We start from the raw sequence: 20272 nt of genomic DNA, 5'->3' as shown, positions 1-20272 counted from the left end.
CATCTAGGTCTACCCCCCGGGGCTAACCCACCCCCAGGAAGCGCAGCACGGCCAGCACCCGCCGGTGATCGGCTTCGGCCGTCGGCAGATCGAGTTTGGTGAAGATACTGCTGATGTGCTTGGCGACCGCGCTCTCGCTCACCACCAGCGCCTCTGCGATCCCCGCATTGGACCTCCCCTCCGCCATCAGTTTCAGAACGTCTCTCTCGCGTGCCGTCAGCCGGTCGAGCGGATCGCTGTGGCGACGCACGAGCAACTGCGCCACCACCTGCGGATCCAGAGCCGTGCCACCGCCCGCCACCCGGTGCAGCGCGCCTATGAACTCCTCAACGTCCGCCACGCGTTGCTTGAGCAGATAGCCGATCCCGCTGGTGTTGGCGGACAGCAGATCCGCCGCGTACCGCTCCTCCACGTACTGCGAAAGCAGCAGCACCGCCGTCTTGGGCCACTGCTGCCGGATGAGCAGCGCGGCACGCACCCCCTCGTCGGCGAAGCCCGGCGGCATCCGCACGTCTGCCAGCGCGAGGTCCGGTTGATGCTCCTCCACCGCCGCCAGCAGACCGTCGGCGTCGCCGGTCTCCGCCATCACCTCGAAGCCCGCGGTCTGCAGGACCTTGACCAGACCGATCCGCAGCAGGACCGAGTCCTCGGCGATCACAGCACGCACGGCAACTCCACAGCAATCACGGTCGGGCCCCCGACTGGGCTGCTGACCTCGAATGTCCCATCCACGGACCCCACTCGTCCCGCAAGGCCGATCAAGCCGCTGCCCTCGCCCAGGTCAGCACCGCCCACCCCGTCGTCGGAGACGGTCACCCGCAGGGTGTCTCCCGTCCGCACGACCGTCACGTCCGCCTTCGTCGCCCGCGCATGCTTGGCGATGTTGGCCAGGGCCTCACAGACGACGAAGTAGGCGACGGCCTCCACGGTGGGCGCGGCCCGCTCCGGTGTATGGACGTGCAGGCGCACCGGCACTGTGGCACGTGCGGCGACACCGGACAGCGCGGCGTCCAGACCGCGCTCATCCAAGACGGCCGGGTGCAGCCCGCGCACCAGATTACTCAACTCATCGATGGCTTCCTTGGCCTCCCGGTGTGCCTCGTCGATCACCTTGCGGGCATCGTCCGGCAGGTCCTTGAGCGTGGCCTTGGCGAGCCCCAGGTTGACCGCCATGGACACCAGCCGCTGCTGGGCGCCGTCGTGGAGATCGCGCTCGATCCGTCGGCGCTCGGCGTCGGCCGCCTCCACCGCGCCCGCGCGGCTGTCGAGCAGATTCTCCACCCGACGTTCCAAGGCCGTGGCCGGGTCGGGGCCCAGGAACATGGTGGCGGCACGAGTGTCGAGACGGACGAGGGTGCCCAGGAGCCAGACGGCGAGCGCTGTCAGCGCCAGCCCGCCGGCAGTGACATATGCGGCCTGCGTCGAGTAACCGTAGTGCTCCACGCGCCAGGTCACCGGCAGAGCCCAAATCCATATGTACACGGTCGCGGCCACCAGCCCGACCGCTCCCAGGACGAAGGCCAGCGCCGCACCGAAGGCCGCGGCCGGTCCCGTCAACAGGTGATAGAGCAACTGACGCCGCCAGGGGCCGCCCAGCGGTATGTCCACGTCCAGCAGCGCCTTGAACCTGCGTCGCTGCACGACCGTGAGCACGGGCGCGGCGATGGCCGGGACGACCAGCGGGAGCATGACGTTGAGCAGGATGCCCGGCACGGCGTTCGCGTTGTACACCAGCCAGGGCATCGCCAGCGCCAGCAGCAGCGGGAACTGCACGGTTATGGCAGCAGCGCCCACCAGCGCGTTTCGCCGCGCTCGAGCGAGCTCCGGTGAACGCCGGGCGTGGCCGAGCGCACGCCACAGGAAGGCGGGGAGTTGCGATTGCATGCGATGAGCGTAGATCTTCGCGAGTCGGCGGCACGCTGGAGCCAGTATCCGGATCGGGGGTGCAATTAACTCCACCCCAAGACGGCAACAGGCACTAACGACTGGGGCCTTCGCGGCGAGGAGGCTGATGGACGTGCCCGATCAGCCGACTCGGAAGGATGTCAGCACCATGACCACGCTTCTCCCGCCTGCCCGTTGTTCCTACTCCCGCCCGCGCCGCACACGTACACGCGGATCCCGGACGGGCTGGCGGCGCGCGCTTCCCCGCCCTGACACGGTGCTTCTCGCGTCCGGCGCGGCGCTCGTCCCGTGGATGTTCGTGCTGGCGACGACCTTGCCCGCCACCACCGAGGTCGTCCACTGGAACATAGCGTGGGTGGGCCTGGACGCCCTGCTCTCCCTCGGCCTGCTCTCCACCGGGCTGCTGCGCCGCCGCCGTGATGACCGCTGGCGCCTCACCGCGGCGGCCACCGCCGCACTCCTGGTCGTCGACGCCTGGTTCGACACGACGACGGCCGCGACCAGCGAAGAGCTGGCCACGGCCGTCGTGATGGCGCTCTGTGCGGAGCTGCCGCTGGCGGCGGCGTGCGCGGGGCTCGCGCTCCGCGCCTCGCGGCCGCCGCGAATAGGCGACGTCAGCAGCCGATGAGGCGGCCGCCCAGGTACGCCTGGATCTGGTCCAGGGACACGCGCTCCTGCTTCATCGTGTCGCGCTCGCGCACCGTGACCGCGTTGTCCTCAAGCGTGTCGAAGTCGACGGTGACGCAGAACGGCGTGCCGATCTCGTCCTGGCGGCGGTAGCGGCGGCCGATGGCGCCCGCGTCGTCGAACTCGATGTTCCACAGCTTGCGCAGGTCCGTGGCGAGCCCCTTGGCCTTCGGGGACAGCTCGGGGTTACGGGACAGCGGCAGCACCGCGACCTTGACCGGGGCCAGTCGGGGGTCGAGGCGCATCACGGTGCGCTTCTCCATCTTGCCCTTGGCGTTCGGCGCCTCGTCCTCGACGTACGCGTCGAGCATGAAGGCGAGCATCGCCCGGCCCACACCGGCCGCCGGCTCGATGACGTACGGCGTCCAGCGCTCGCCGGCCTCCTGGTCGAAGTACGACAGGTCCTGGCCGGACGCGGCGGAGTGCGCCTTGAGGTCGTAGTCGGTGCGGTTGGCCACACCCTCCAGCTCGCCCCACTCCGAGCCGCCGAAGCTGAAGCGGTACTCGATGTCGGCGGTGCGCTTGGAGTAGTGGGACAGCTTCTCCTTCGGGTGCTCGTACCAGCGGATGTTCTCCTCCCGCAGGCCGAGGTCCCGGTACCAGTTCCAGCGCTGGTCCATCCAGTACTGCTGCCAGTGCTCGTCCTCACCCGGCTTGCAGAAGAACTCCATCTCCATCTGCTCGAACTCACGGGTACGGAAAATGAAGTTGCCCGGCGTGATCTCGTTCCGGAAGGACTTGCCGATCTGGGCGATACCGAACGGCGGCTTGCGGCGCGAGGTCTGCTGGACCTGCATGAAGTTGGTGAAGATGCCCTGGGCCGTCTCCGGGCGCAGGTAGGCGACCGAACCGGAGTCCTGGGTCGGGCCGAGGTGCGTGGAGAGCAGACCGGAGAACTGCTTGGGCTCGGTGAAACCGCCCTTGTTGCCGCAGTTCGGGCAGTTGACGTCGGCGAGACCGTTGGCCGGGGCCTTGCCGTGCTTGGCCTCGTACGCCTCCTCAAGGTGGTCCGCGCGGAACCGCTTGTGGCAAGAGGTGCACTCGGTCAGCGGGTCGGTGAAGGTGGCCACGTGGCCGGAGGCCTCCCAGACCTCGCGGGCCAGGATCACCGAGGAGTCGAGGCCGACGACATCGTCACGCGAGGTGACCATGGAGCGCCACCACTGCCGCTTGATGTTCTCCTTCAGCTCCACACCGAGCGGGCCGTAGTCCCAGGCGGCACGCTGTCCACCGTAGATCTCGCTGCAGGGGTAGACGAAGCCACGGCGCTTGCTCAGGCTGACGATGGTGTCGATCTTGTCGGCGGCCACGGTGCTCTCTTCATTGATGACGACGAAGCGAATGCTTCAGGTTACCGGCGCGGCCACCCCTCGGATCAAATCGAATGGAGAGAACAAGCCCGGCGACCCCCTTGTTGACAATGGTTTCCAGTTTTGTTGAAAATGGGAGTCATGAACGTACGCCGCCTCATACCCGCCGCCGCTGTCACCGGAGCCATAGCCCTCGGCCTAACCACCCTCACCGCCTGCTCCGACGCCGGCTCGGGGAAGACCAAAGACGGCAAGCTCAAGGTCATGGCGTCGTTCTACCCCATGCAGTTCCTGGCCGAGCGGATCGGCGGCGACCACGTCTCCGTCACCGGTCTGACCAAGCCGGGCGTCGAGCCGCACGACCTGGAGATCAGCCCCAAGCAGGCTGCGGCGCTGACCGAGGCCGGGCTCGTCGTCTACCTCAAGGGCGTCCAGCCCTCCGTCGACGAGGCCATCGACCAGGCGGACCCGAAGAATGTGGCCGAAGCCACCTCGTTCACCACGCTGGAGAACCACGGCACCGCCGTCCACGGCCATGACCACGGCGGCAAGGAAGAGCACGGCGAGGAAGAGCACGGCCACGACGAGCACGGCCACGAGGAAGCTGGCCACGACGAGGATGCCGCCGCCGACCCGCACGTCTGGCTGGACCCGGTGAGGTACGCCGAGGTCGCCAAGGGCGTCGCCAAGGCTCTGGAGAAGGCCGACCCCGACCACGCCGCCGACTACAAGAAGAACGCCACGGCCCTGGTCAAGGAGCTCGGCTCACTCGACAAGGACTTCAAGGACGGGCTGAAGAAGCGCACGTCGGACACCTTCATCACCACTCACGCGGCCTTCGGCTACCTCGCCGAGCGGTACGGCCTGGAGCAGGAGGCCATTTCGGGCCTCGACCCCGAGGCCGAGCCCAGCCCGGCCCGGATCCGGGAACTGCACGACGTCGCGAAGAAGGACAAGGTCGACACCGTCTTCTTCGAGACGCTGGCCAGCGACAAGACCGCCAAGACCCTGGCGGGCGACCTCCATCTGAAGACTGATGTACTCGATCCCATCGAGGGCATCAGCGACAAGTCCAAGGGCGACGACTACTTCGGCGTCCAGCGGGCGAACCTGAAGGCCCTGCAGCAGGCGCTCGGCGCGAAGTAGCGGGGGAAGCGCCGGGCACACCAGGCGCCAGGCAGCGCCGGAAGCGGCGACCAGCGACACCGGAAGACGACGGAGGCGGCAAGCATGAAGGAGCCGGTCATATCCCTGAGCGGGGCGACGGCCTCGCTGGGATCACGGCCCGTGCTGCGAGGAGTTGATCTCACCGTTCGGAAGGGCGAGGTGGTCGCGCTGCTCGGAGCGAACGGCTCCGGGAAGTCCACCGCCGTCCGCGCGGTCGTCGGCCGGGTCCCGCTCACCAGCGGCACGCTGGAACTGTTCGGCGTCCCGCGCCGCCGCTTCCGGGACTGGTCCCGTATCGGGTACGTACCGCAGCGCACCACCGCCGCCAGCGGCGTGCCCGCGACCGTCCGCGAGGTGGTCTCCGCGGGCCGGCTGGCCCGCACCAGGCTGGGGCTGCCCCGCAAGCCGGACCGGGCCGCGGTCGACCGTGCTCTGGAGCTGGTCGGCATGACCGACCGCGCCAAGGACTCGGTCAACGCGCTCTCCGGCGGCCAGCACCAGCGCGTGCTGATCGCCCGCGCGCTGGCCGTCGAACCCGAGCTGCTGATCATGGACGAGCCGATGGCGGGCGTGGACCACGAGAGCCAGCAGGTGCTCGCGGACACTCTGCGCGCCCAGGTCGCGGGCGGCTCCACGGTGCTGCTGGTGCTGCACGAACTCGGCCCGCTGGAGCCACTGATCGACCGCGCCGTGGTGCTGCGCGAGGGCTGCGTCGTGCATGACGGCCCGCCGCCGAAGGCGGTCGGCCAGCACGCCCTGCCCGGCCACGACCACGTACACCCGCACGAGGGCCTCGACGCCCACCCGATCCGGACAGGGCTGCTGAGCTGATGGAGATCCTCAACTACGCCTTCATGCAGCGGGCCCTGATCGCCGCCGTCCTGGTCGGCATCACCGCCCCCGCCGTCGGCATCTACCTCGTCCAGCGCCGCCAGGCGATCATGGGCGACGGAATCGGCCATGTCGCGCTGACCGGTGTCGCGCTCGGCTTCCTCACCGGCACCAATCCGGTGTGGACCGCCGTCGCCGTCGCCTCCCTCGGCGCGATCGTGATGGAGCTGATCCGCTCCTACGGCAAGACCCGCGGCGACCTCGCCCTGGCGATGCTCTTCTACGGCGGCATGGCCGGCGGCGTGCTGCTGATCAATCTCTCGCCGACCGGTTCCAACGCCAACCTCACCACCTATCTCTTCGGCTCGATCACCACCGTCTCGCCGGAGGACGTCACCGCGATCAGCATCCTCGCGGGCTTCGTGATGCTGATCACCTTGGGGCTGCGGCGGCAGCTGTTCGCCGTCTGCCAGGACGAGGAGTTCGCCCGGGTCACCGGCCTGCCGGTGCTGCTGCTCAACCTGCTGCTGGCCGTCACCGCCGCCGTCACCGTCACCGTCGCCATGCGCGTCGTCGGCCTGCTGCTGGTCAGCGCCCTGATGGTGGTCCCGGTCGCTGCCGCCCAGCAGGTCACCCGGGGCTTCGCGATGACCCTGGTGCTGTCGATCGCCATCGGCGTCACCGTCGCCCTCTCCGGGACGGTGTTCTCCTTCTACGAGGACGTCCCGCCCGGCGCCAGCATCGTCGTCCTGGCCATCGGCGTCTTCGCGGTGCTCACCGCGATCGCCACGCCCCTGGCCAGAAAACGCGCGCGAAAGACCGCCGCGCCCGACGCGTCGTGCACCCTGGACTCGGTGGCCCTTCCCGGCAGCCGGTCCACCGAGGACGACGTAAAGGTCTAGCCGGGCCCACGGGTCGGCCCCGGCCCACGGGTCCGGTCCCTGCCCACGGGTCGGCCCCTGTGCCCACAGGTCGGTCCCGGGCCCCGAGTCCATCGGTCCCGGGCCCCGAGTCCAACCGTGTGCGCCCGCGCCTCAAGTGCCACCTGGCACAATGGCCGGGCAAACCGGAACGGTGACGGGACGGTTACCGAGCGGGCGAGCTTTAAGGAGGCAACTGTGGCGACCGCGAATCCCCCAGTACGCGGCCGGTCCACCAGGCAGCGCGCGGCAGTATCCGCCGCGCTGGACGAGGTGGACGAGTTCCGCAGTGCGCAAGAGCTCCACGACATGCTCAAACACCGAGGTGACTCGGTCGGTCTGACCACGGTCTACCGCACCCTCCAGTCGCTGGCGGACGCGGGCGAGGTCGACGTCCTGCGCACCACCGACGGCGAGGCCGTCTACCGCCGGTGCAGCAGCGGCGACCACCACCATCACCTCGTCTGCCGGTCCTGCGGCAAGGCCGTCGAGGTCGAGGGCCCGGCCGTGGAGCGGTGGGCCGACTCGATCGCCGCCGATCACGGCTTCGTGGACGTGGCGCACACCATTGAGATCTTCGGTACGTGTGGCGACTGCGCGGCGGCGGACAAGGCATAGCCGGACCACGTACGTGACGGGCCGCGACCGTCCGCGCCTCGGGGGCGTGGCGGCCGCGGCCCGTGACTCTTTGCGCGCGCTCAGCCCGACGTGGCGGGCGTGCCGTCCTTCTTCAGCAGTTCCTCGTTCGGGATCGCGCCGCCGAAGCGGCGGTCACGCGAGGCGTATTCCAGACACGCCCGCCACAGGTCCCGGCGGTCGAAATCCGGCCACAGCACGTCCTGGAAGACCATCTCGGCGTAGGCGCTCTGCCATATCAGGTAGTTCGAGGTGCGCTGCTCCCCCGACGGCCGCACGAACAGGTCCACGTCCGGCATGTCGGGGTAGTACAGGTACTTGGCCAGGGTCTTCTCGTTGACCTTCGACGGGTCCAGCCGGCCCGCGGCCACGTCCCGCGCCACCGCCTGCGCCGCGTCCGCGATCTCCGCCCGGCCGCCGTAGTTCACGCAGAAGTACAGCGTCATGGCGTCGTTGCCCTTGGTCTGCTCCTGCGCCACCTGGAGCTCCTGCACCACGGACTTCCACAGCTTGGGCATGCGGCCCGTCCACCGGATGCGGATGCCCAGTTCGTCCATCTCGTCGCGGCGGCGGCGGATGACGTCACGGTTGAAGTTCATCAGGAAGCGGACCTCTTCCGGGGACCGCTTCCAGTTCTCGGTGGAGAAGGCGTAGAGGGACAGGTTCTTGACGCCCATCTCCAGGCAGCCCTTGAGCACGTCGAGGACGACGCCCTCGCCGACCCTGTGCCCCTCGGTGCGCGGCAGCCCGCGCTGCTTCGCCCAGCGGCCGTTTCCGTCCATGACGATCGCCACGTGCTTGGGGACCAGCTCGCCGGGGATCTTCGGCGGCTGGGCACCGGACGGGTGCGGGTCAGGGGTCCGGTACTCGCGGCGCTGACGGCCCAGTATTCCGCGTACTGCCATGCGGGTGTCTCGTCTCCTTGATCGGTGACGTCGCGATCGGTCACGCCGTGATCAGTGCGATCGGTGCGATCGGTGTGATCCGTGACGTCTCCACGTCGTCGTTACTTCTCTACGTACCGGAGGGACCGCAGTCCCCGCTCCAGGTGCCAGTGCAGATACGCGGTCACGAGCCCACTGCCCTCCCGGGCGTGCCGGGGCTCGCACGCGTCCGCCGTCTCCCAGTCCCCGGTGAGCAGCGCGCCGAGCAGCGTCAGCGACTCCGCCGAGGGTACGACGCTACCGGGCACCCGGCACTCCCCGCAGACCACACCGCCCGCTCCGACCGAGAAGAATCGGTTCGGACCAGGCATGCCGCACTTCGCGCAGTCGCGGAAACTCGGCGCGTAGCCGTTGACGGCGAGGGAGCGGAGGAGGAACGCGTCCAGCACGAGGTGCGGCTCGTGCTCCCCGGCGGCGAGCGTGCGCAGCCCCCCGACGAGGAGCAGATACTGCTGCACCGCGGGCTCGCCCTCGTGGTCGGTGAACCGCTCGGCCGTCTCCAGCATGGCGGTGCCGGCGGTGTAGCGGGCGTAGTCGGCGACGATGCGGCTGCCGTACGGAGCGATGGTCTCGCTCTGCGTGCACAGCGGCAGACCGCGCCCGACGAGGTCGCTGCCGCGGGCGAAGAACTGCACGTCGACGTGGCTGAAGGGTTCGAGCCGGGCCCCGAACTTCGACTTGGTGCGCCGCACCCCGCGGGCCACGGCGCGGACGCGGCCGTGGCCGCGGGTGAGCATCGTGATGATCCGGTCCGCCTCGCCGAGCTTCTGGGTGCGCAGCACGATGCCGTCGTCGCGGAACAGGGTCATGGGGACATTGTCCCGTACGGCTCCCGTGTCTCTCGCGCCGCGTGCCCGTGCCCGTGCCCCTCCCCTCGTCGACGACCCGCCGATCCCTAGCCCCGCAGCTCCTCAAGACGCTCAAGGTCGTCGCGTACGGACTCCCGCTCCGCCGAGGTGAGGTGGACCGCGGCGGCCTTGGCGAGCGCGGACGTCGCGGTCCCCTCGTCATCGAGGCGCCCGGCGACATCCGCCCGCAGCACGAGGAGGCGAAGCAGTTGCACAGGCGTGGGCCGCTCGTCCGGAAGGCGCAGCACCCGGTCGATGATCTTCGCAGCCCCCGCCAGGTCCTCCTTGGAGTCCGCGAGAAGGGAGGCGTGGTGCAGGGCCCGGGAGAAGGTCTCTTCGGGCGCGGGCCGGTGGCGCTGGTCGTCGCTCGTCTGCTGTCCGATGCGGATGCAGTTGCCGCCAGGATCGGTCATGAGGAACTGCCGCATGCCGTATGACGTGTCCTTCAGCGGCCCGATGCGCGGCAGTCCGCGGGTCGGGATCCTCCCGTACGCCGCCTTGAGCCGGGCCCGAAATGCCTCGTGCAACGCATCGACGTCATCGGTCACGACATAGCACGTACTGAACGATTCAGCCGGCTCGTAGTGCTTCATCCCGAAGAACTGGAGCTGTATGCCGCCGCGCTGGACGGCCGCGTAGGGGTTGGGACTCTTCTGCTGGAAGGTCACCTCGAACCCGAGGGCCGTGTAGAAGTCGAGAACGGGCTGGATGGTCCGGCACGGCAGGATCGGAATCGTCTTCTCAGCCATAGCGCCACCCTAGCCCAGGGTAGTCAAAGTTGACTACCCGCTGAGAGGCATGGCGCAGATGGCCCGTCGGACAGTCCTTAGGCGTCCTGACGGCCGTAGCGCGCTCTGTTCCATGCCACTGACTCGGCACTCACCGATGAAGAGATGGCATACACGTCACCGACACGTTCATCGCCGCGCCGACGCTCGCCCCACTCATGGGCCCGGAACGCCATGACGGACACGTGGGAAGCAGGCTGCCAGTGCAGGCTGAAGGCCGGAGCGTTGGCGTCCGGGACGTCCTCCATGCGCACGCCGCGCTTCGCCAGCAGCCGCTCCAGTTTGTCGAAGCGGAGATGGCGGTCGAAGCGGCCGTACCGGTCGCGAATCGCCCTGTTGACAATGCTCCCGCCCCAGCAGGCGAGGCGATGCACCTGCAAGGTGAAGTGGTGGCCCTCCCACGGGTGGTCCGGCGATGTCCGGCCCCAGAAGAACTCGACCATTCCGTAGTCGCGCCACATGCTGTGGTCGTCAAAGGAGTTCTCGGCGAAGTCGGAGCCCAGGATGGCGGTGACCCGGTCGGGACCGTCCGCCGGCTTGGCGCCGAGCACCGTTCCGGACGCGACCACGTCCACGTAGAACGCGAGGGAATGCGGAGTCAACGGGTCTTTCCTTGAGTGGGCTGAGGTGGCCGGAGTGGCCGCCTCAGCATAGGTGGCCGGGACGCCGCGAAGCTCCGGCGGACAGGCCCTTGGGGGCGCCCCCGTTGGGCGGCTCCGTCACGGGTGCCGGGCGACGGCGTCGAAGGCCCCGGCCTTGGCGGCCCGGAGGAAGCCGCGCAGGGGGGCGGGGCCGGTGGCGATGATCTGCTGCGGGTCGTCGCTCTCGCGGAGGAGCACGGCGGGGCCCGCGGTGCGGGCGAGCTCCACGCAGTGGTTGTCCTCGCCGTCCGCCGAGTACGACGACTTCTGCCACCCGCAGGCGAGCTCTATGCAGTGGTTGTCCTCCCCCCCCTCCGAGTAGGAAGACTTCCGCCAGCGCATCTCGTCCATGTCTCAGCCCTCACAGGTGTTTGGCGATGGCGCGAATGAAATCGCGCGTCTTCTCTGGCGTGAGGCACTTCGCCTCGGTCCGCTCCAGGACTCGCCGATAGTTGGCGAGATGCACCTCGGCGTCCAGGAGAGTTGAGCCCGTCGAGCCATCGAGCTGCACGGTGTCCAGCTGCGAGACTTGGCCATACAGGTACAGAGTGGAGTTCCCCGCGTTCGGGAACCCGCCAGCGGAGAACGGGATGACCCGGACAGTTACGTTATCCCGCTCGGTCGCGTCCACGACGTGTTCGAGCTGCTCCCGAGCCACCTCCGGGCCGCCGAACTCCATCCTCAGCGCGGCCTCGTGGACGAGGAACGTGCACTGCGGCGGGTCATTCCGGTCCAACACGTCGCGGCGCTTCAACCGGTAGGACAGACGGCGTCGAAGCTGGGCGGGCGTGGGTTCGGGCTCGGTGCCAGCGAACAGCGCCTTCGCGTATGCCTCCGTCTGAAGAAGCCCCGGAATGTGCATGATCTGCACGGCCCGCATGGCCACCGCGTGATGCTCAAGCTCGGCCAGATCCAGCGCCCCGACCGCGACCTGCCCCCGATACTCCTCCCACCAGCCGCGCGTTCGCTGGGCAGCCATGGCTGCGAGTGCGTCGATATAGGAGTGATCCACACACGAGTAGATGTCGGCGAGCGTCCGGATGCGCTCTTCGCTGACACCGAGGCGCCCGGCCTCGATGTTGCTGATGTGCGTTCGATCGACGCCCAAATGCTCGCCAGCCAACGCCACACCCATGCCCGCGCGCTCGCGCATCTTCCGCAGCTCCACACCCAGGCGCCGTTGCCGGGCGCTCGGAGCCGGCTTCGATGACATGTGCCCCCTCCTCGTTCCGTAGCACAGTGTCGCGGCGACACTACACAGGCGTCCAATCAACGCACTCGTTAGAGGGAACCGACTGCACATGTGCAGTCAGCTGTCCTATCGTCGGAGACGCACAGCGCAGCGAACCCACTACGCACCGCGTTGGAGAGGCACAGCCATGCCCGAAACCGAAACCGCCAACATCCCCCCGCTCTTCCGATTCAGCGCCCCCAACCACCCCACCAGCCCCCGCGTCTGTCGTGACGCGATCGCCGCCCTGCTCCATGCCAAAGGCGAGGCAGAGGAGTTGACGGAGACGGCGCGGCTCCTCGTGTCCGAGGCCGTGAGCAATGTGCACCGGCACGCCACCGCGACCCGCATGATCCACATCACCGTGCTCGCGCAGGCGGGCGCCGCCCTGATCACCGTCAAGGACAACGAGCCGAGCCGGCATCCGTTGCCGCGCCAGGCGACGGCCGGCGACGAGGCAGGGCGCGGCCTGGTCCTCATGCAGAGGCTTGCCTACAAGTGGGGCGTCCGTTTACTCGGCAGCCCTGAGCCCACCCGTAAGCAGATCTGGTTCGAGGTGCGCGCGCCGCAGGCGGACCTGGCCCCGGAGAAGGACGAGTGATCACGCGCGGACCAGCACGATCATCTCCGGCTTCGGCATCGTGCCGTCGGCGCGCCCGCACCGCACCACGACGCCTCTGGCGGTCTGCCGGTACCCATAGCCCGCTTCGGGGACGTTCAGCAAGTGATCCGCCACCGCGGCCAACGTCAGTGCGGTGAGGCGGAGGTACGGGGCCTCGGCCGGATCCGGCGCCTCGGGCGGCATCAGCGCCTCGACAAGGCGGTCGGCCAACTGGCCCACGGCACCAGGGAGGTTGGGCGAGATATCGGCCAGGTCCGGCAGCGCGCGGCCGTCGCGCCAGAGGAATACCGTCGCCCATTTCGCCATGTCACCCACATCTGCGGGGTCAGGGTCGATGACGCCTCGGTCCGAGAACGAGACCGCCCGCAGGACGCCCGCCAAGGTCCAGTCCTTACGTGCGGCGACGATGCGGAGGAGAGCGACCAGTCTGGTCGCCTCCGCGAGTTGGTCGACGCGCTCATCGACGTCCGGAGGAAGGCGGAGATCGACGTCGCGGCCGAAGTCGAGAACGCCGACCAGGTTCATGAGGCGGTGGAGACCAGGCGACGGGTCGGCCGCACCCGCGCGTTCTCTGGCGCGCTCAGGGTCGGGGACGATGTCACGCACCAGGTCCGCGTCGAGGGCCATGCTCAGGACGCGGGCAGCGGCACGGGAGGCCTGGGCGTCACGACGCGCCTGAGATGCGACGGTGACGCCGGTCCCGCGAGTGGCGACGACACGTCCGGGAGGTGGAGAGGCGGCGAGGCCCGAGCTGTAGGCGAAGTCGCGTACGAGAGCCAGGCCGCGGCTCCCCAGTTCCAGGACGCGCTCATCCCCGTCATCACGGCCCAGCCAGTCCTGGGACTCCGGGTCCATGGGGACCGACCACGGGTGTTCCGCCCCCTCCGGCACCCACAGCCGGGTCTGCGCGTCCGGGGCGTACCAGACCGGGCTATCCGCTGCCACCATGCGGAACCCCTCGTCCGCGACCTCCGCCTCCGTGGGCAGCCGGTAGCGCGGGCCGTCGGGCAGCAGCTCGTTCACCCATTGGGTGAACGCCGCCGCTTCGCGTCCGGTCATGCCCGTCGCGGTCCCGTGGCCCGCTCGCGGCTCCCCGGTGAAGAGCCCGTACAGCTCCTCAGAGACCGGGCTCGCGCAGACCAGTGTGTCCTGCCCCAGTCGCACCGTCTGCCGCAGCGCACGCGTCACCGTCACCGCCGTCATCAGCCGCCCCATCGGCATGTCCGGCCCCGTCCGCAGCGCGTCGGTGCGCAGGCCCTCCAGTAGCCTCCTCGTCTCCGGGGCGAACTCCGCCGCCTCCTCCTCGCAGTCGAAGGCGAGGGCGATGGCCGTGACGGTGCCGGAGTCGACGCACGCCTCGACGATCGGCGCCGGGTCCACCCGCGCCGCGTACAGCAGCGTCGTCTCGCGCCACCAGTCGTCCTGGACACCGGCGACGAGGGTCTCCGCCAGGCCCCGGTGCTGGATGTGCAGCGCCGCCAGATGTTCCTGGAGCGTGAGGTGGGCGAACGCGTACAGCCCGCGCTCCCGTTCCACCAGCATCCCGCTGGCGACGATCCCGGCCAGGAAGTCCTCCACCGGGACCGTCGCCGCGCCGACGCGGAACAGGACCGGGCCCAGGATCTCCGCCGCGCGGACGGAGTCGATGTCGCGCTGCCGGTCGCACATCATCACGTACGCCAGCTCCCGCAGCACCGCCTCCTTCTTCGCGCCGGTCAGCTCGTCCGGCAGCGCCGCCACGTTCCCCTTCGCCTCCTGGCGGCGCCACAGCAGCACCTCGCAGATCTCGGCGTACAGCCCGGCGCGGCTGCCCGGCAGGGCGCCCCGGTAGCGGTGGACGTTGGCGATCATGGTCAGCAGGAGCGGGTTCGCCGCGAGGTCGTAGAGGACCGGACGGGCGCGGAGGCGGCTCAGGAGGTCCTCCGCCTCTTCCGCCGCCCGGTCCGCGACCGCCGTGTCGTCCGCGCCCGTGCTCAGCCGCTCGATCGCCCGGTACCAGCCCTGTACGAAACGGGTGATCTGCTCCCCCGTGAAGCGACGCGCCTGGAGCACGCGGGCGCGGTTGACCGGTGCGGTCCGGTAGCCGTGGGGGCGGGAGGTGAGCACGAAGTCGTTGGTCTCGTAGCTCTCGATCTGCTCCTCGACCCACTTCGAGACGTTGCGCCGGTCTTCCTCCCTCGCCACCTCGTCCAGGCCGTCCAGCAGCACCACGCAGCGCCCCGCCTGGAGTTGCCGGTCGAACCAGCCGGGCGGCTCGTCCTCGCGCAGGCGCCGCAGGGACGCGCCGATGGCCTCCGGGAGGGTGATCCCGGGGTTCTCCGCGATCGCCGCCGCGTGGTCGCGGAGGAAGAGCAGGATCGGGAGGTCGCGGGAGCCGCGCTTTCCCGGCTCGCGCGCCAGCCGCAGCGCCAGGTGCTTGAGCAGGGTCGTCTTGCCGGTGCCCGGGGCGCCGATGACCGCGAGCGCCGTGCCGTCGGATCCGCCCAGGAAGTCGTGGATCGACTGGCGTACGGAGGCGTCGGCCACGGGGACCGTACCGGCGAGGGACTCCTGCGACGCCGCGTGCGGGGGCCTCGGCACCAGGCTGACGTCGACGAACACCTCTTCAAGACCGGGGGTGAAGTCGCCACGGGTGGCCAGGCCCTTGAGGTCGATGAAGCGGTGGTGGCTCAGGACGTACGCCCGGTAGCCCCGCTCGAAGCGGGAGATCCGCCAGCGCAGCCTTCGGTCGACCCCGTCGGCCGCCCGCTTGACCCAGCGGTCCGCGACGTTCGCGTACACCTTCACGCAGAAGCCGACCGCGGCGATCAGGACCGCGTAGGCGAGGAGCAACAGCAGGGCGCCGACCGGGTGTTCGCGCACCGACGGCCAGAACCGGGCGCCGAGCACCGCCGGGGGCACCACGCTCACCGCCGCGAGGCCGACCCTGGCCAGTAACTCCCCGCTTTTGCCGTCCGCCACCGCTGCCCTCCGACTCCCCTCGCGGGCGTCCTGTATAGCGGAATCGGGGGCGGTTGTAAGGTCCGCGCATGACCGGAACCCACCGAAGATTCAGAGCCCTTGGGCCTCTCATAGGCCCCGGAGCGGGCGTGGCCGTGGCCACGACCGCCGTCGCCGCTCTGGTGCTCACCGCCTGCGCCGGCGAAAGCTCACCGGATACCGCCGACCGCCCCGGCACCACGACCGCAAGCCCCAGCCCGGCCGTCTCCAGCCCGGCCGTGGTGATTCCCAGCTCCCGCTTCACCTTTCACGGAACCATCGGCCCCGGCGACGTCGCGGAAGGCGAGTCCTGCGACTTCGAGGGCGGCATTCATGTGGACCACGACAAAGCCGTCACGTATGTCTGCGAGAACGGGCGCTGGACGTTTCTGATCAACGGCGACGGTCGCTCGGGCCCACCCGCGTCCCCACACGTCCCGCCGACGCCGGGGTAACTCAGACCGCGGGGCGCGGGGCCTCACACCGGCTCGGCGGTCAGCCCCTCGCCGGCGAGTGCGTCGAGCAGTCGGGTCGCGCGGTGTACCGCCGTGCCGGGGTCCGCTCCGGTGGCCGCGATCATTCCCCAGCGTTCCGGTACGCAGGCGACGGCCCGCATCAGACCGCCGGCCGGGGACAGGGCGCCCGCGACGTCCTCCAAGCGCCGCAGGGTGGCCCGGGCGGCGGGGCGGAACACCCGGGTGGTCGCATAGCGTTCGCGGATGCCGAGGCGGGACGCCTCGTCCTGGAAGGTCCGTACGTACTCGGCGCCGTGCGAGGAGAGGTTGAAGTCGATGGCGCCGACGACGAGCCGGTCGCCGAAGCGGCCGCCGAGCCGGCCGACGGCGAAGTCGACTCCCCCGGTGGCCAGGCCCTGATAGCTGCCGTCCCGCCGGGCCTGCGGGCTGAGGAAGGCGGCGCGAATGGCGTCGAGTGACGCACGGATCGTCCGGTAGGCGTCGTCCGGCAGGCCTAGCCCTGTCCAGGCGGCCTCGTCGAGGTAGGTGTTCCCGATCCACGAATAGCCGTTGAGGGCCTGGAGGGTGACGCCGTCGGCCACCTGCCCGTAACGGAAGTGACCGGACGGCACCACCGGAAGGGCGCTTCCGTCCAGCGGCACCGACAGGAAGGTGGTCCAGGCTTCCAGCAGATAGTCGTCGCCCATCGGGTAGGCGTCCTCGGCCGCCGCCACGAGACGGTCGGCGTCGGCGAGGTCGAGGTTTCCGACGATCCGGGCTCCGTCGCCCGCCTCGCTCGGCTTCAGCGCGGCGGTGGTGAGGCCGTAGCGGGTCCGCAGCAGCTCCGCGGCGTGCAGCACGTCGGCGACGAAGGCGTCCCGTCCGGTGTTGGCCCGCGGCACCAGGTACCCGGGGAGCACCGGGATGGTCAGGCCCAGCCGCTCGTGTGCCTCGCTGAGCCGTTGCTCGGCGGCGAGGAGTTCGTCCACGGACAGTGCGTCCGCGTCCAGCCGCGCGGCGGCGGCGACGGCGGGGTGGACATGGCGCTTGCGGTTCCACCTGGTGGCCACGGCAGGGCTGTTCGCGTCCGTGACCAGCCGGAGCGGGCCCGCTACCCGGCGCAGCCACAGCAGGAAGATCTGCGTCTCCAGGTCCAGGGCGTACAGCCGGATCACGGCGTCGGGGCGGTCGCGCAGCCAGTCGATGATCCGGCCCAGCGGTGTCTTCTTGCCCCGCTCGTGCTCGTCGGCCATGACCAGCAGCGCATGGCTCAGGTAGTAGTGCTCGCGGTCCCCGATGTCGACGGCGGGCACTCCCCTGACCTCGACGGCCTCGGCCCACGGCGCGGTACGGCCGACCGACAGGTCCGCCGCGGTGCCGAGGAAGGCCGAGCGCGCCTCCACGTAGGTGGCCACGTCATGGGGGCTCCGGCCGGCCACCAGGTCGGCGACATCGCCGTCGAAGGCGCGCAGGGTCGACGTGGTCGAGTGCAGCAGCAGCGCGGGCGGGTGGTCGCCGGGGCCCGCGTAATAGGGCGACAGTTCACGCTCGGCCGCGGCGGGCACGAGGGAGCAGTCGATGCCGAGCAGTCGGTCGGCGAAAGCGGCCACCTCCCGCTCGTCGAGGACCCGGTGCCCGGTGAAGAAGCCCGCCCAGCGGACCTCTCCGCCGCTCGGCAGCCGGACGTCGGACGGAGGGACGGGAACGAGCACGGCGGCCCCTTTTCTGAGCTCTGAGCGGGGTGGTGCGACCGGCGTGCCGGGGCCGGAGACTACTCCGCCCTGACCGACCGGAATACGACTGTTACATAGGGTAGTTGAAATTCCTCTCGACCCGCCAGATCGGGGTGGGTCGCGGCGAGTTTCCGGATCTGCTCCTCCAGCTCGGCCTGCCTCTCCGGGCCGGCCGTCAGATAATACGATCGCGATGCGATGAGTTCGGTGAGTGTTTCTACGGTATGGGTCGCCGAATTCGGAAAGAATTCGCGCTCAATGGCACCGAACCGCGGTCCGAACGAGGGGTTCTTCAGCCATCCGGACAGCTGGCTTCCGGCATCTCCGCGCAGCGCGGCCAGTGCGCCGTGGAGCATGATCGCGGCAGGCGTCCGCGGGTCCGTCCCGGTGTCCTCGTCGCGGAGGATGCGGGACAGCTCCGCCGACCAGGGTACGTCCTCGTCGCGGAGGTTCCACAGGGCGGCGAGCACCCCGCCGGGCCGCAGCACCCTGGCCATCTCGGCATGGGCCGGCTCGGGGTCGAACCAGTGGTACGCCTGGCCCACCAGGACCGCGTCGACGCTCGCGTCGGGCAGCGGGATGGACTCGGCGCCGCCGGCGAGCACGGTGGCGGCGGGCGCGACCTCCGCGATCCGGGCGCGCATGGCGTCGTCCGGCTCCACGGCGGTGACGCGATGGCCGCAGGCGAGGAGGGTGCGGGCGAGGATCCCGGTGCCGGCGCCGAGGTCGAGCACCGAAAGCGGCCGGTCTCCCAATATCCACTCGACGCTCTGCGGGCGGTAGCCGGGCCGGGTGCGGTCATAACTCTCGACCCCACGCCCGAACGACGTTCCGCGCTGCTGCCAGGACTGTGCTCGTGTCATGCGGAATTACCTCGCATTCATCGATGCCGATAGAACAGGCGAAGGCGGTCGGGGTGATAGCGGACATGCATCGGATGAGCCTGACCGGCCAGGGCGTCGGCCACCGCCTGGGCGACCGCCGGAGCCTGCGCGAAGCCGCCGGTGTTGTGCCCTCCGGTCACGACGAGGAGTCCGCCGGCGGCGTTCGCTATTTCCAGGACGGGCAGACTCGATGCCGTCCACGGCCGGACGCAGTGCTTTCTGTTCTCCTTTGCCAGCCCCGCGTCGCGGGCTTCCTCGAAGGGGCCCGGAAAGAATCTCGCCGCGGTGTCCTCGATCGCGCCGTAGAGGGCGTCGAGCTCACCGGGGTCGATGTTCTCCGGATCAGATCCGGTCCAGCCGTAACCGGACCCGACCACCAGGCGGGACTCCCCGTTCGGAGCGGTCACCACGGTGACGTTGGCGTCCTCGGCGATGTGCCCGGAAAAGCTGATCTTCAGGGAGTTCTCGAGTCGCGGAGCCGGATTCGGCAGGCTGAGCCACGCCCCCAACACCCCGTGGATCAGTCCCTGGGAGACGGTGCCGCGCAGCAACTGCCCTCCGTATGCCCCGGGGGACAGCACGTAATGGTCGGCGCGCACTCTTCCGCCGGCGCGGATCAGCCCGTCGGGCAGGCCGTGCGCATCCCTGCTCAGCCCGGTGACCGGGCAGTCCCAGTGCAGCCGCGCACCGGCCTGCTCCAGCAGATCGGCCAGGGCCGCGAGGAACCTGTGCACCTGGACCGTGAAACCGACGACCTCGATGCCTCCGGCCAAGGCACGCGCCGCGCAGGCATCGCGGAGAGCCGGGTAGCGCTCGGCCACCTCATCCGGGGACAGCACCGCCCGCGCGGCCCCCAGCCGGCGCTGCCGGGCGACCTGGGCCCGCAGCCTGTTCGGGTCGGTGTAGAGCCGCAGTATTCCCTCGCGCAGCCCGACGTCGTCGAAGAGCGCCGGTTCACGCCACGCCAGTTCTCGCCACAGGTCGCGCGCCACCTGATTGAAGAGCAGGACGTCCTCGGTATAGGACCGGGCGAGCCAGGGCGGGATGCCCGCGCTGTCCTCCGCCCAGTCCAGATCCTGTGCGGACAGCGTGGCGGGAGTCGCGATCCGCCAGCCGGACTCCTTCACCGGCCTGTGAAAGGGAACGGGCCCCGATCCCGGCGGCCAGTGGTAGCCGTCGGCCTCGGTGAGGGTGAACATCCGCGCGTCGCCGCCGCCCCTGCTGCAACCGTAGGCCGTCCAGGGGGCGGCGTTCCGCGGATCCGGCGAAGCGTCGTAGACGGCCACCTCGTAGCCGTCCCGCAGCAGCCGGAGGGCGGTGATCAGGTTGACCACGCCCGCGCCGACCAGCGCGACCGACCTGCCCCGGGCGCGGACCCCGGCCAGCCGCCCGGCCAGTGCCGGACCGGCCACGGCCGTCAACCACGTGCGCTCCGCCAGGGCCAGCGCGCTCTGGTACAGCTCGCGGTCGGGTTCGGCGCCGGCCACGACCCGGCGGTAGACCAGGCCCGTATCGGCGGTCGCGGCGGCGGTGGACTCGGCGCCTGGGGATGCGCAGGATTCCCCGGCGCGGTCGGCCTTCCGCGTCCCGATCACGATGACCACCAGCGGCCCGCTGCCCGCCGACGAACGCCATTTCCGCGCCTCGTTGTGATCGAGTTCCGATCGGGTGATCAAGACGTCCGGGCGGTA

At 70.0% G+C, this 20272-nt stretch carries 20 protein-coding genes; 7 read left to right on the top strand and 13 right to left on the bottom strand.

Going from position 1 to position 20272, the window contains the following annotated elements; genetic code table 11:
* Window positions 1-22: 22 nt before the first annotated feature.
* Complete coding sequence (locus tag ACQUSR_RS23360) at window positions 23-667, bottom strand: response regulator transcription factor (protein ID WP_431044557.1); 645 nt, start codon at window positions 665-667, stop codon at window positions 23-25.
* A complete protein-coding gene (locus ACQUSR_RS23355) occupies window positions 655-1884 on the bottom strand; it encodes a sensor histidine kinase (protein ID WP_431044556.1) in 1230 nt (409 codons plus the stop codon). Before ACQUSR_RS23355 ends, ACQUSR_RS23360 begins: the two co-directional genes overlap by 13 nt.
* Before the next feature lie 277 nt (window positions 1885-2161).
* Here ACQUSR_RS23355 and ACQUSR_RS23350 point away from each other — a divergent pair, with 277 nt between their 5' ends.
* Window positions 2162-2533 (top strand): hypothetical protein, encoded by a 372-nt coding sequence (locus ACQUSR_RS23350; protein WP_431044555.1) that lies wholly within the window; start codon window positions 2162-2164, stop codon window positions 2531-2533.
* Here the strand turns inward: ACQUSR_RS23350 and ACQUSR_RS23345 are convergent.
* The gene (locus tag ACQUSR_RS23345) at window positions 2520-3902 is read right to left on the bottom strand and encodes a glycine--tRNA ligase (protein ID WP_431044554.1); all 1383 of its coding nucleotides are present in this window, start codon (window positions 3900-3902) and stop codon (window positions 2520-2522) included. The genes ACQUSR_RS23350 and ACQUSR_RS23345 overlap by 14 nt on opposite strands.
* Window positions 3903-4043: 141 nt before the next feature.
* Here ACQUSR_RS23345 and ACQUSR_RS23340 point away from each other — a divergent pair, with 141 nt between their 5' ends.
* The 4 genes from ACQUSR_RS23340 to ACQUSR_RS23325 all read left to right on the top strand — a co-directional run bounded on the left by ACQUSR_RS23340 (window position 4044) and on the right by ACQUSR_RS23325 (window position 7438).
* Entirely contained in the window at window positions 4044-5048 is a 1005-nt protein-coding gene (locus tag ACQUSR_RS23340; protein ID WP_431044553.1) for a metal ABC transporter substrate-binding protein, read from the top strand.
* Between the two features lie 84 nt (window positions 5049-5132).
* Window positions 5133-5900 (top strand): metal ABC transporter ATP-binding protein, encoded by a 768-nt coding sequence (locus tag ACQUSR_RS23335; protein ID WP_431044552.1) that lies wholly within the window; start codon window positions 5133-5135, stop codon window positions 5898-5900.
* The gene (locus ACQUSR_RS23330; RefSeq protein ID WP_431044551.1) at window positions 5900-6802 is read left to right on the top strand and encodes a metal ABC transporter permease; all 903 of its coding nucleotides are present in this window, start codon (window positions 5900-5902) and stop codon (window positions 6800-6802) included. The genes ACQUSR_RS23335 and ACQUSR_RS23330 overlap by 1 nt, the downstream gene beginning before the upstream one ends.
* A 216-nt stretch (window positions 6803-7018) precedes the next feature.
* Window positions 7019-7438 (top strand): Fur family transcriptional regulator, encoded by a 420-nt coding sequence (locus tag ACQUSR_RS23325; RefSeq protein WP_304461630.1) that lies wholly within the window; start codon window positions 7019-7021, stop codon window positions 7436-7438.
* 80 nt (window positions 7439-7518) lie between these two features.
* On the opposite strand, the gene ACQUSR_RS23320 is transcribed toward ACQUSR_RS23325, so the two are convergent.
* The 6 genes from ACQUSR_RS23320 to ACQUSR_RS23295 form a co-directional block, all read right to left on the bottom strand.
* The gene (locus tag ACQUSR_RS23320) at window positions 7519-8361 is read right to left on the bottom strand and encodes an isoprenyl transferase (protein ID WP_431044550.1); all 843 of its coding nucleotides are present in this window, start codon (window positions 8359-8361) and stop codon (window positions 7519-7521) included.
* A gap of 101 nt (window positions 8362-8462) precedes the next feature.
* The gene (gene recO / locus ACQUSR_RS23315) at window positions 8463-9209 is read right to left on the bottom strand and encodes a DNA repair protein RecO (RefSeq protein ID WP_431044549.1); all 747 of its coding nucleotides are present in this window, start codon (window positions 9207-9209) and stop codon (window positions 8463-8465) included.
* Between the two features lie 86 nt (window positions 9210-9295).
* Window positions 9296-9997, bottom strand: a complete 702-nt coding sequence (locus ACQUSR_RS23310) for a bleomycin resistance protein (protein ID WP_431044548.1) — start codon at window positions 9995-9997, stop codon at window positions 9296-9298.
* A 77-nt stretch (window positions 9998-10074) separates the two neighbouring features.
* Window positions 10075-10638: a hypothetical protein gene (locus tag ACQUSR_RS23305; protein WP_431044547.1), complete on the bottom strand. Its 564-nt coding sequence runs from the start codon at window positions 10636-10638 to the stop codon at window positions 10075-10077.
* A 117-nt stretch (window positions 10639-10755) separates the two neighbouring features.
* Window positions 10756-11028 (bottom strand): DUF397 domain-containing protein, encoded by a 273-nt coding sequence (locus tag ACQUSR_RS23300; protein WP_431044546.1) that lies wholly within the window; start codon window positions 11026-11028, stop codon window positions 10756-10758.
* 10 nt (window positions 11029-11038) lie between these two features.
* Window positions 11039-11890, bottom strand: a complete 852-nt coding sequence (locus ACQUSR_RS23295; RefSeq protein ID WP_431044545.1) for a helix-turn-helix domain-containing protein — start codon at window positions 11888-11890, stop codon at window positions 11039-11041.
* Window positions 11891-12056: 166 nt separating this feature from the next.
* Here ACQUSR_RS23295 and ACQUSR_RS23290 point away from each other — a divergent pair, with 166 nt between their 5' ends.
* Complete coding sequence (locus ACQUSR_RS23290) at window positions 12057-12509, top strand: ATP-binding protein (protein ID WP_431044544.1); 453 nt, start codon at window positions 12057-12059, stop codon at window positions 12507-12509.
* On the opposite strand, the gene ACQUSR_RS23285 is transcribed toward ACQUSR_RS23290, so the two are convergent.
* Window positions 12510-15491, bottom strand: coding sequence for an NACHT domain-containing protein (locus ACQUSR_RS23285; protein WP_431044543.1), 2982 nt, complete (start codon window positions 15489-15491; stop codon window positions 12510-12512).
* Window positions 15492-15619: 128 nt separating this feature from the next.
* On the opposite strand from ACQUSR_RS23285, the gene ACQUSR_RS23280 reads away from it, so the two are divergent.
* Window positions 15620-15964, top strand: coding sequence for a hypothetical protein (locus ACQUSR_RS23280; RefSeq protein ID WP_431044542.1), 345 nt, complete (start codon window positions 15620-15622; stop codon window positions 15962-15964).
* A 23-nt stretch (window positions 15965-15987) separates the two neighbouring features.
* Here ACQUSR_RS23280 and ACQUSR_RS23275 read toward each other — a convergent pair whose 3' ends face one another.
* The 3 genes from ACQUSR_RS23275 to ACQUSR_RS23265 are packed head-to-tail and all read right to left on the bottom strand — an operon-like array spanning window position 15988 to window position 20257.
* Window positions 15988-17676 (bottom strand): hypothetical protein, encoded by a 1689-nt coding sequence (locus ACQUSR_RS23275; protein WP_431044541.1) that lies wholly within the window; start codon window positions 17674-17676, stop codon window positions 15988-15990.
* A gap of 59 nt (window positions 17677-17735) precedes the next feature.
* Window positions 17736-18560: a class I SAM-dependent methyltransferase gene (locus ACQUSR_RS23270; RefSeq protein ID WP_431044540.1), complete on the bottom strand. Its 825-nt coding sequence runs from the start codon at window positions 18558-18560 to the stop codon at window positions 17736-17738.
* A gap of 17 nt (window positions 18561-18577) precedes the next feature.
* The gene (locus ACQUSR_RS23265) at window positions 18578-20257 is read right to left on the bottom strand and encodes an NAD(P)/FAD-dependent oxidoreductase (RefSeq protein ID WP_431044539.1); all 1680 of its coding nucleotides are present in this window, start codon (window positions 20255-20257) and stop codon (window positions 18578-18580) included.
* Window positions 20258-20272 lie beyond the last annotated feature (15 nt).

Origin of the sequence: Streptomyces sp. P1-3 (assembly GCF_050613155.1) — a bacterium.
In the GTDB taxonomy this organism is placed as follows: Bacteria; Actinomycetota; Actinomycetes; order Streptomycetales; family Streptomycetaceae; genus Streptomyces.
This window is presented reverse-complemented; position numbering and strand designations above follow the sequence as displayed.

What these genes read in the sequence shown, in the direction of transcription:
- ACQUSR_RS23355 (WP_431044556.1), bottom strand. Translation starts at nt 1,884, where the DNA reads ATGCAATCGCAACTCCCCGCCTTCCTGTGGCGTGCGCTCGGCCACGCC.
- ACQUSR_RS23340 (WP_431044553.1), top strand. Translation starts at nt 4,044, where the DNA reads ATGAACGTACGCCGCCTCATACCCGCCGCCGCTGTCACCGGAGCCATA.
- ACQUSR_RS23335 (WP_431044552.1), top strand. Translation starts at nt 5,133, where the DNA reads ATGAAGGAGCCGGTCATATCCCTGAGCGGGGCGACGGCCTCGCTGGGA.
- ACQUSR_RS23330 (WP_431044551.1), top strand. Translation starts at nt 5,900, where the DNA reads ATGGAGATCCTCAACTACGCCTTCATGCAGCGGGCCCTGATCGCCGCC.
- ACQUSR_RS23320 (WP_431044550.1), bottom strand. Translation starts at nt 8,361, where the DNA reads ATGGCAGTACGCGGAATACTGGGCCGTCAGCGCCGCGAGTACCGGACC.
- recO (WP_431044549.1), bottom strand. Translation starts at nt 9,209, where the DNA reads ATGACCCTGTTCCGCGACGACGGCATCGTGCTGCGCACCCAGAAGCTC.
- ACQUSR_RS23310 (WP_431044548.1), bottom strand. Translation starts at nt 9,997, where the DNA reads ATGGCTGAGAAGACGATTCCGATCCTGCCGTGCCGGACCATCCAGCCC.
- ACQUSR_RS23300 (WP_431044546.1), bottom strand. Translation starts at nt 11,028, where the DNA reads ATGGACGAGATGCGCTGGCGGAAGTCTTCCTACTCGGAGGGGGGGGAG.
- ACQUSR_RS23295 (WP_431044545.1), bottom strand. Translation starts at nt 11,890, where the DNA reads ATGTCATCGAAGCCGGCTCCGAGCGCCCGGCAACGGCGCCTGGGTGTG.
- ACQUSR_RS23290 (WP_431044544.1), top strand. Translation starts at nt 12,057, where the DNA reads ATGCCCGAAACCGAAACCGCCAACATCCCCCCGCTCTTCCGATTCAGC.
- ACQUSR_RS23270 (WP_431044540.1), bottom strand. Translation starts at nt 18,560, where the DNA reads ATGACACGAGCACAGTCCTGGCAGCAGCGCGGAACGTCGTTCGGGCGT.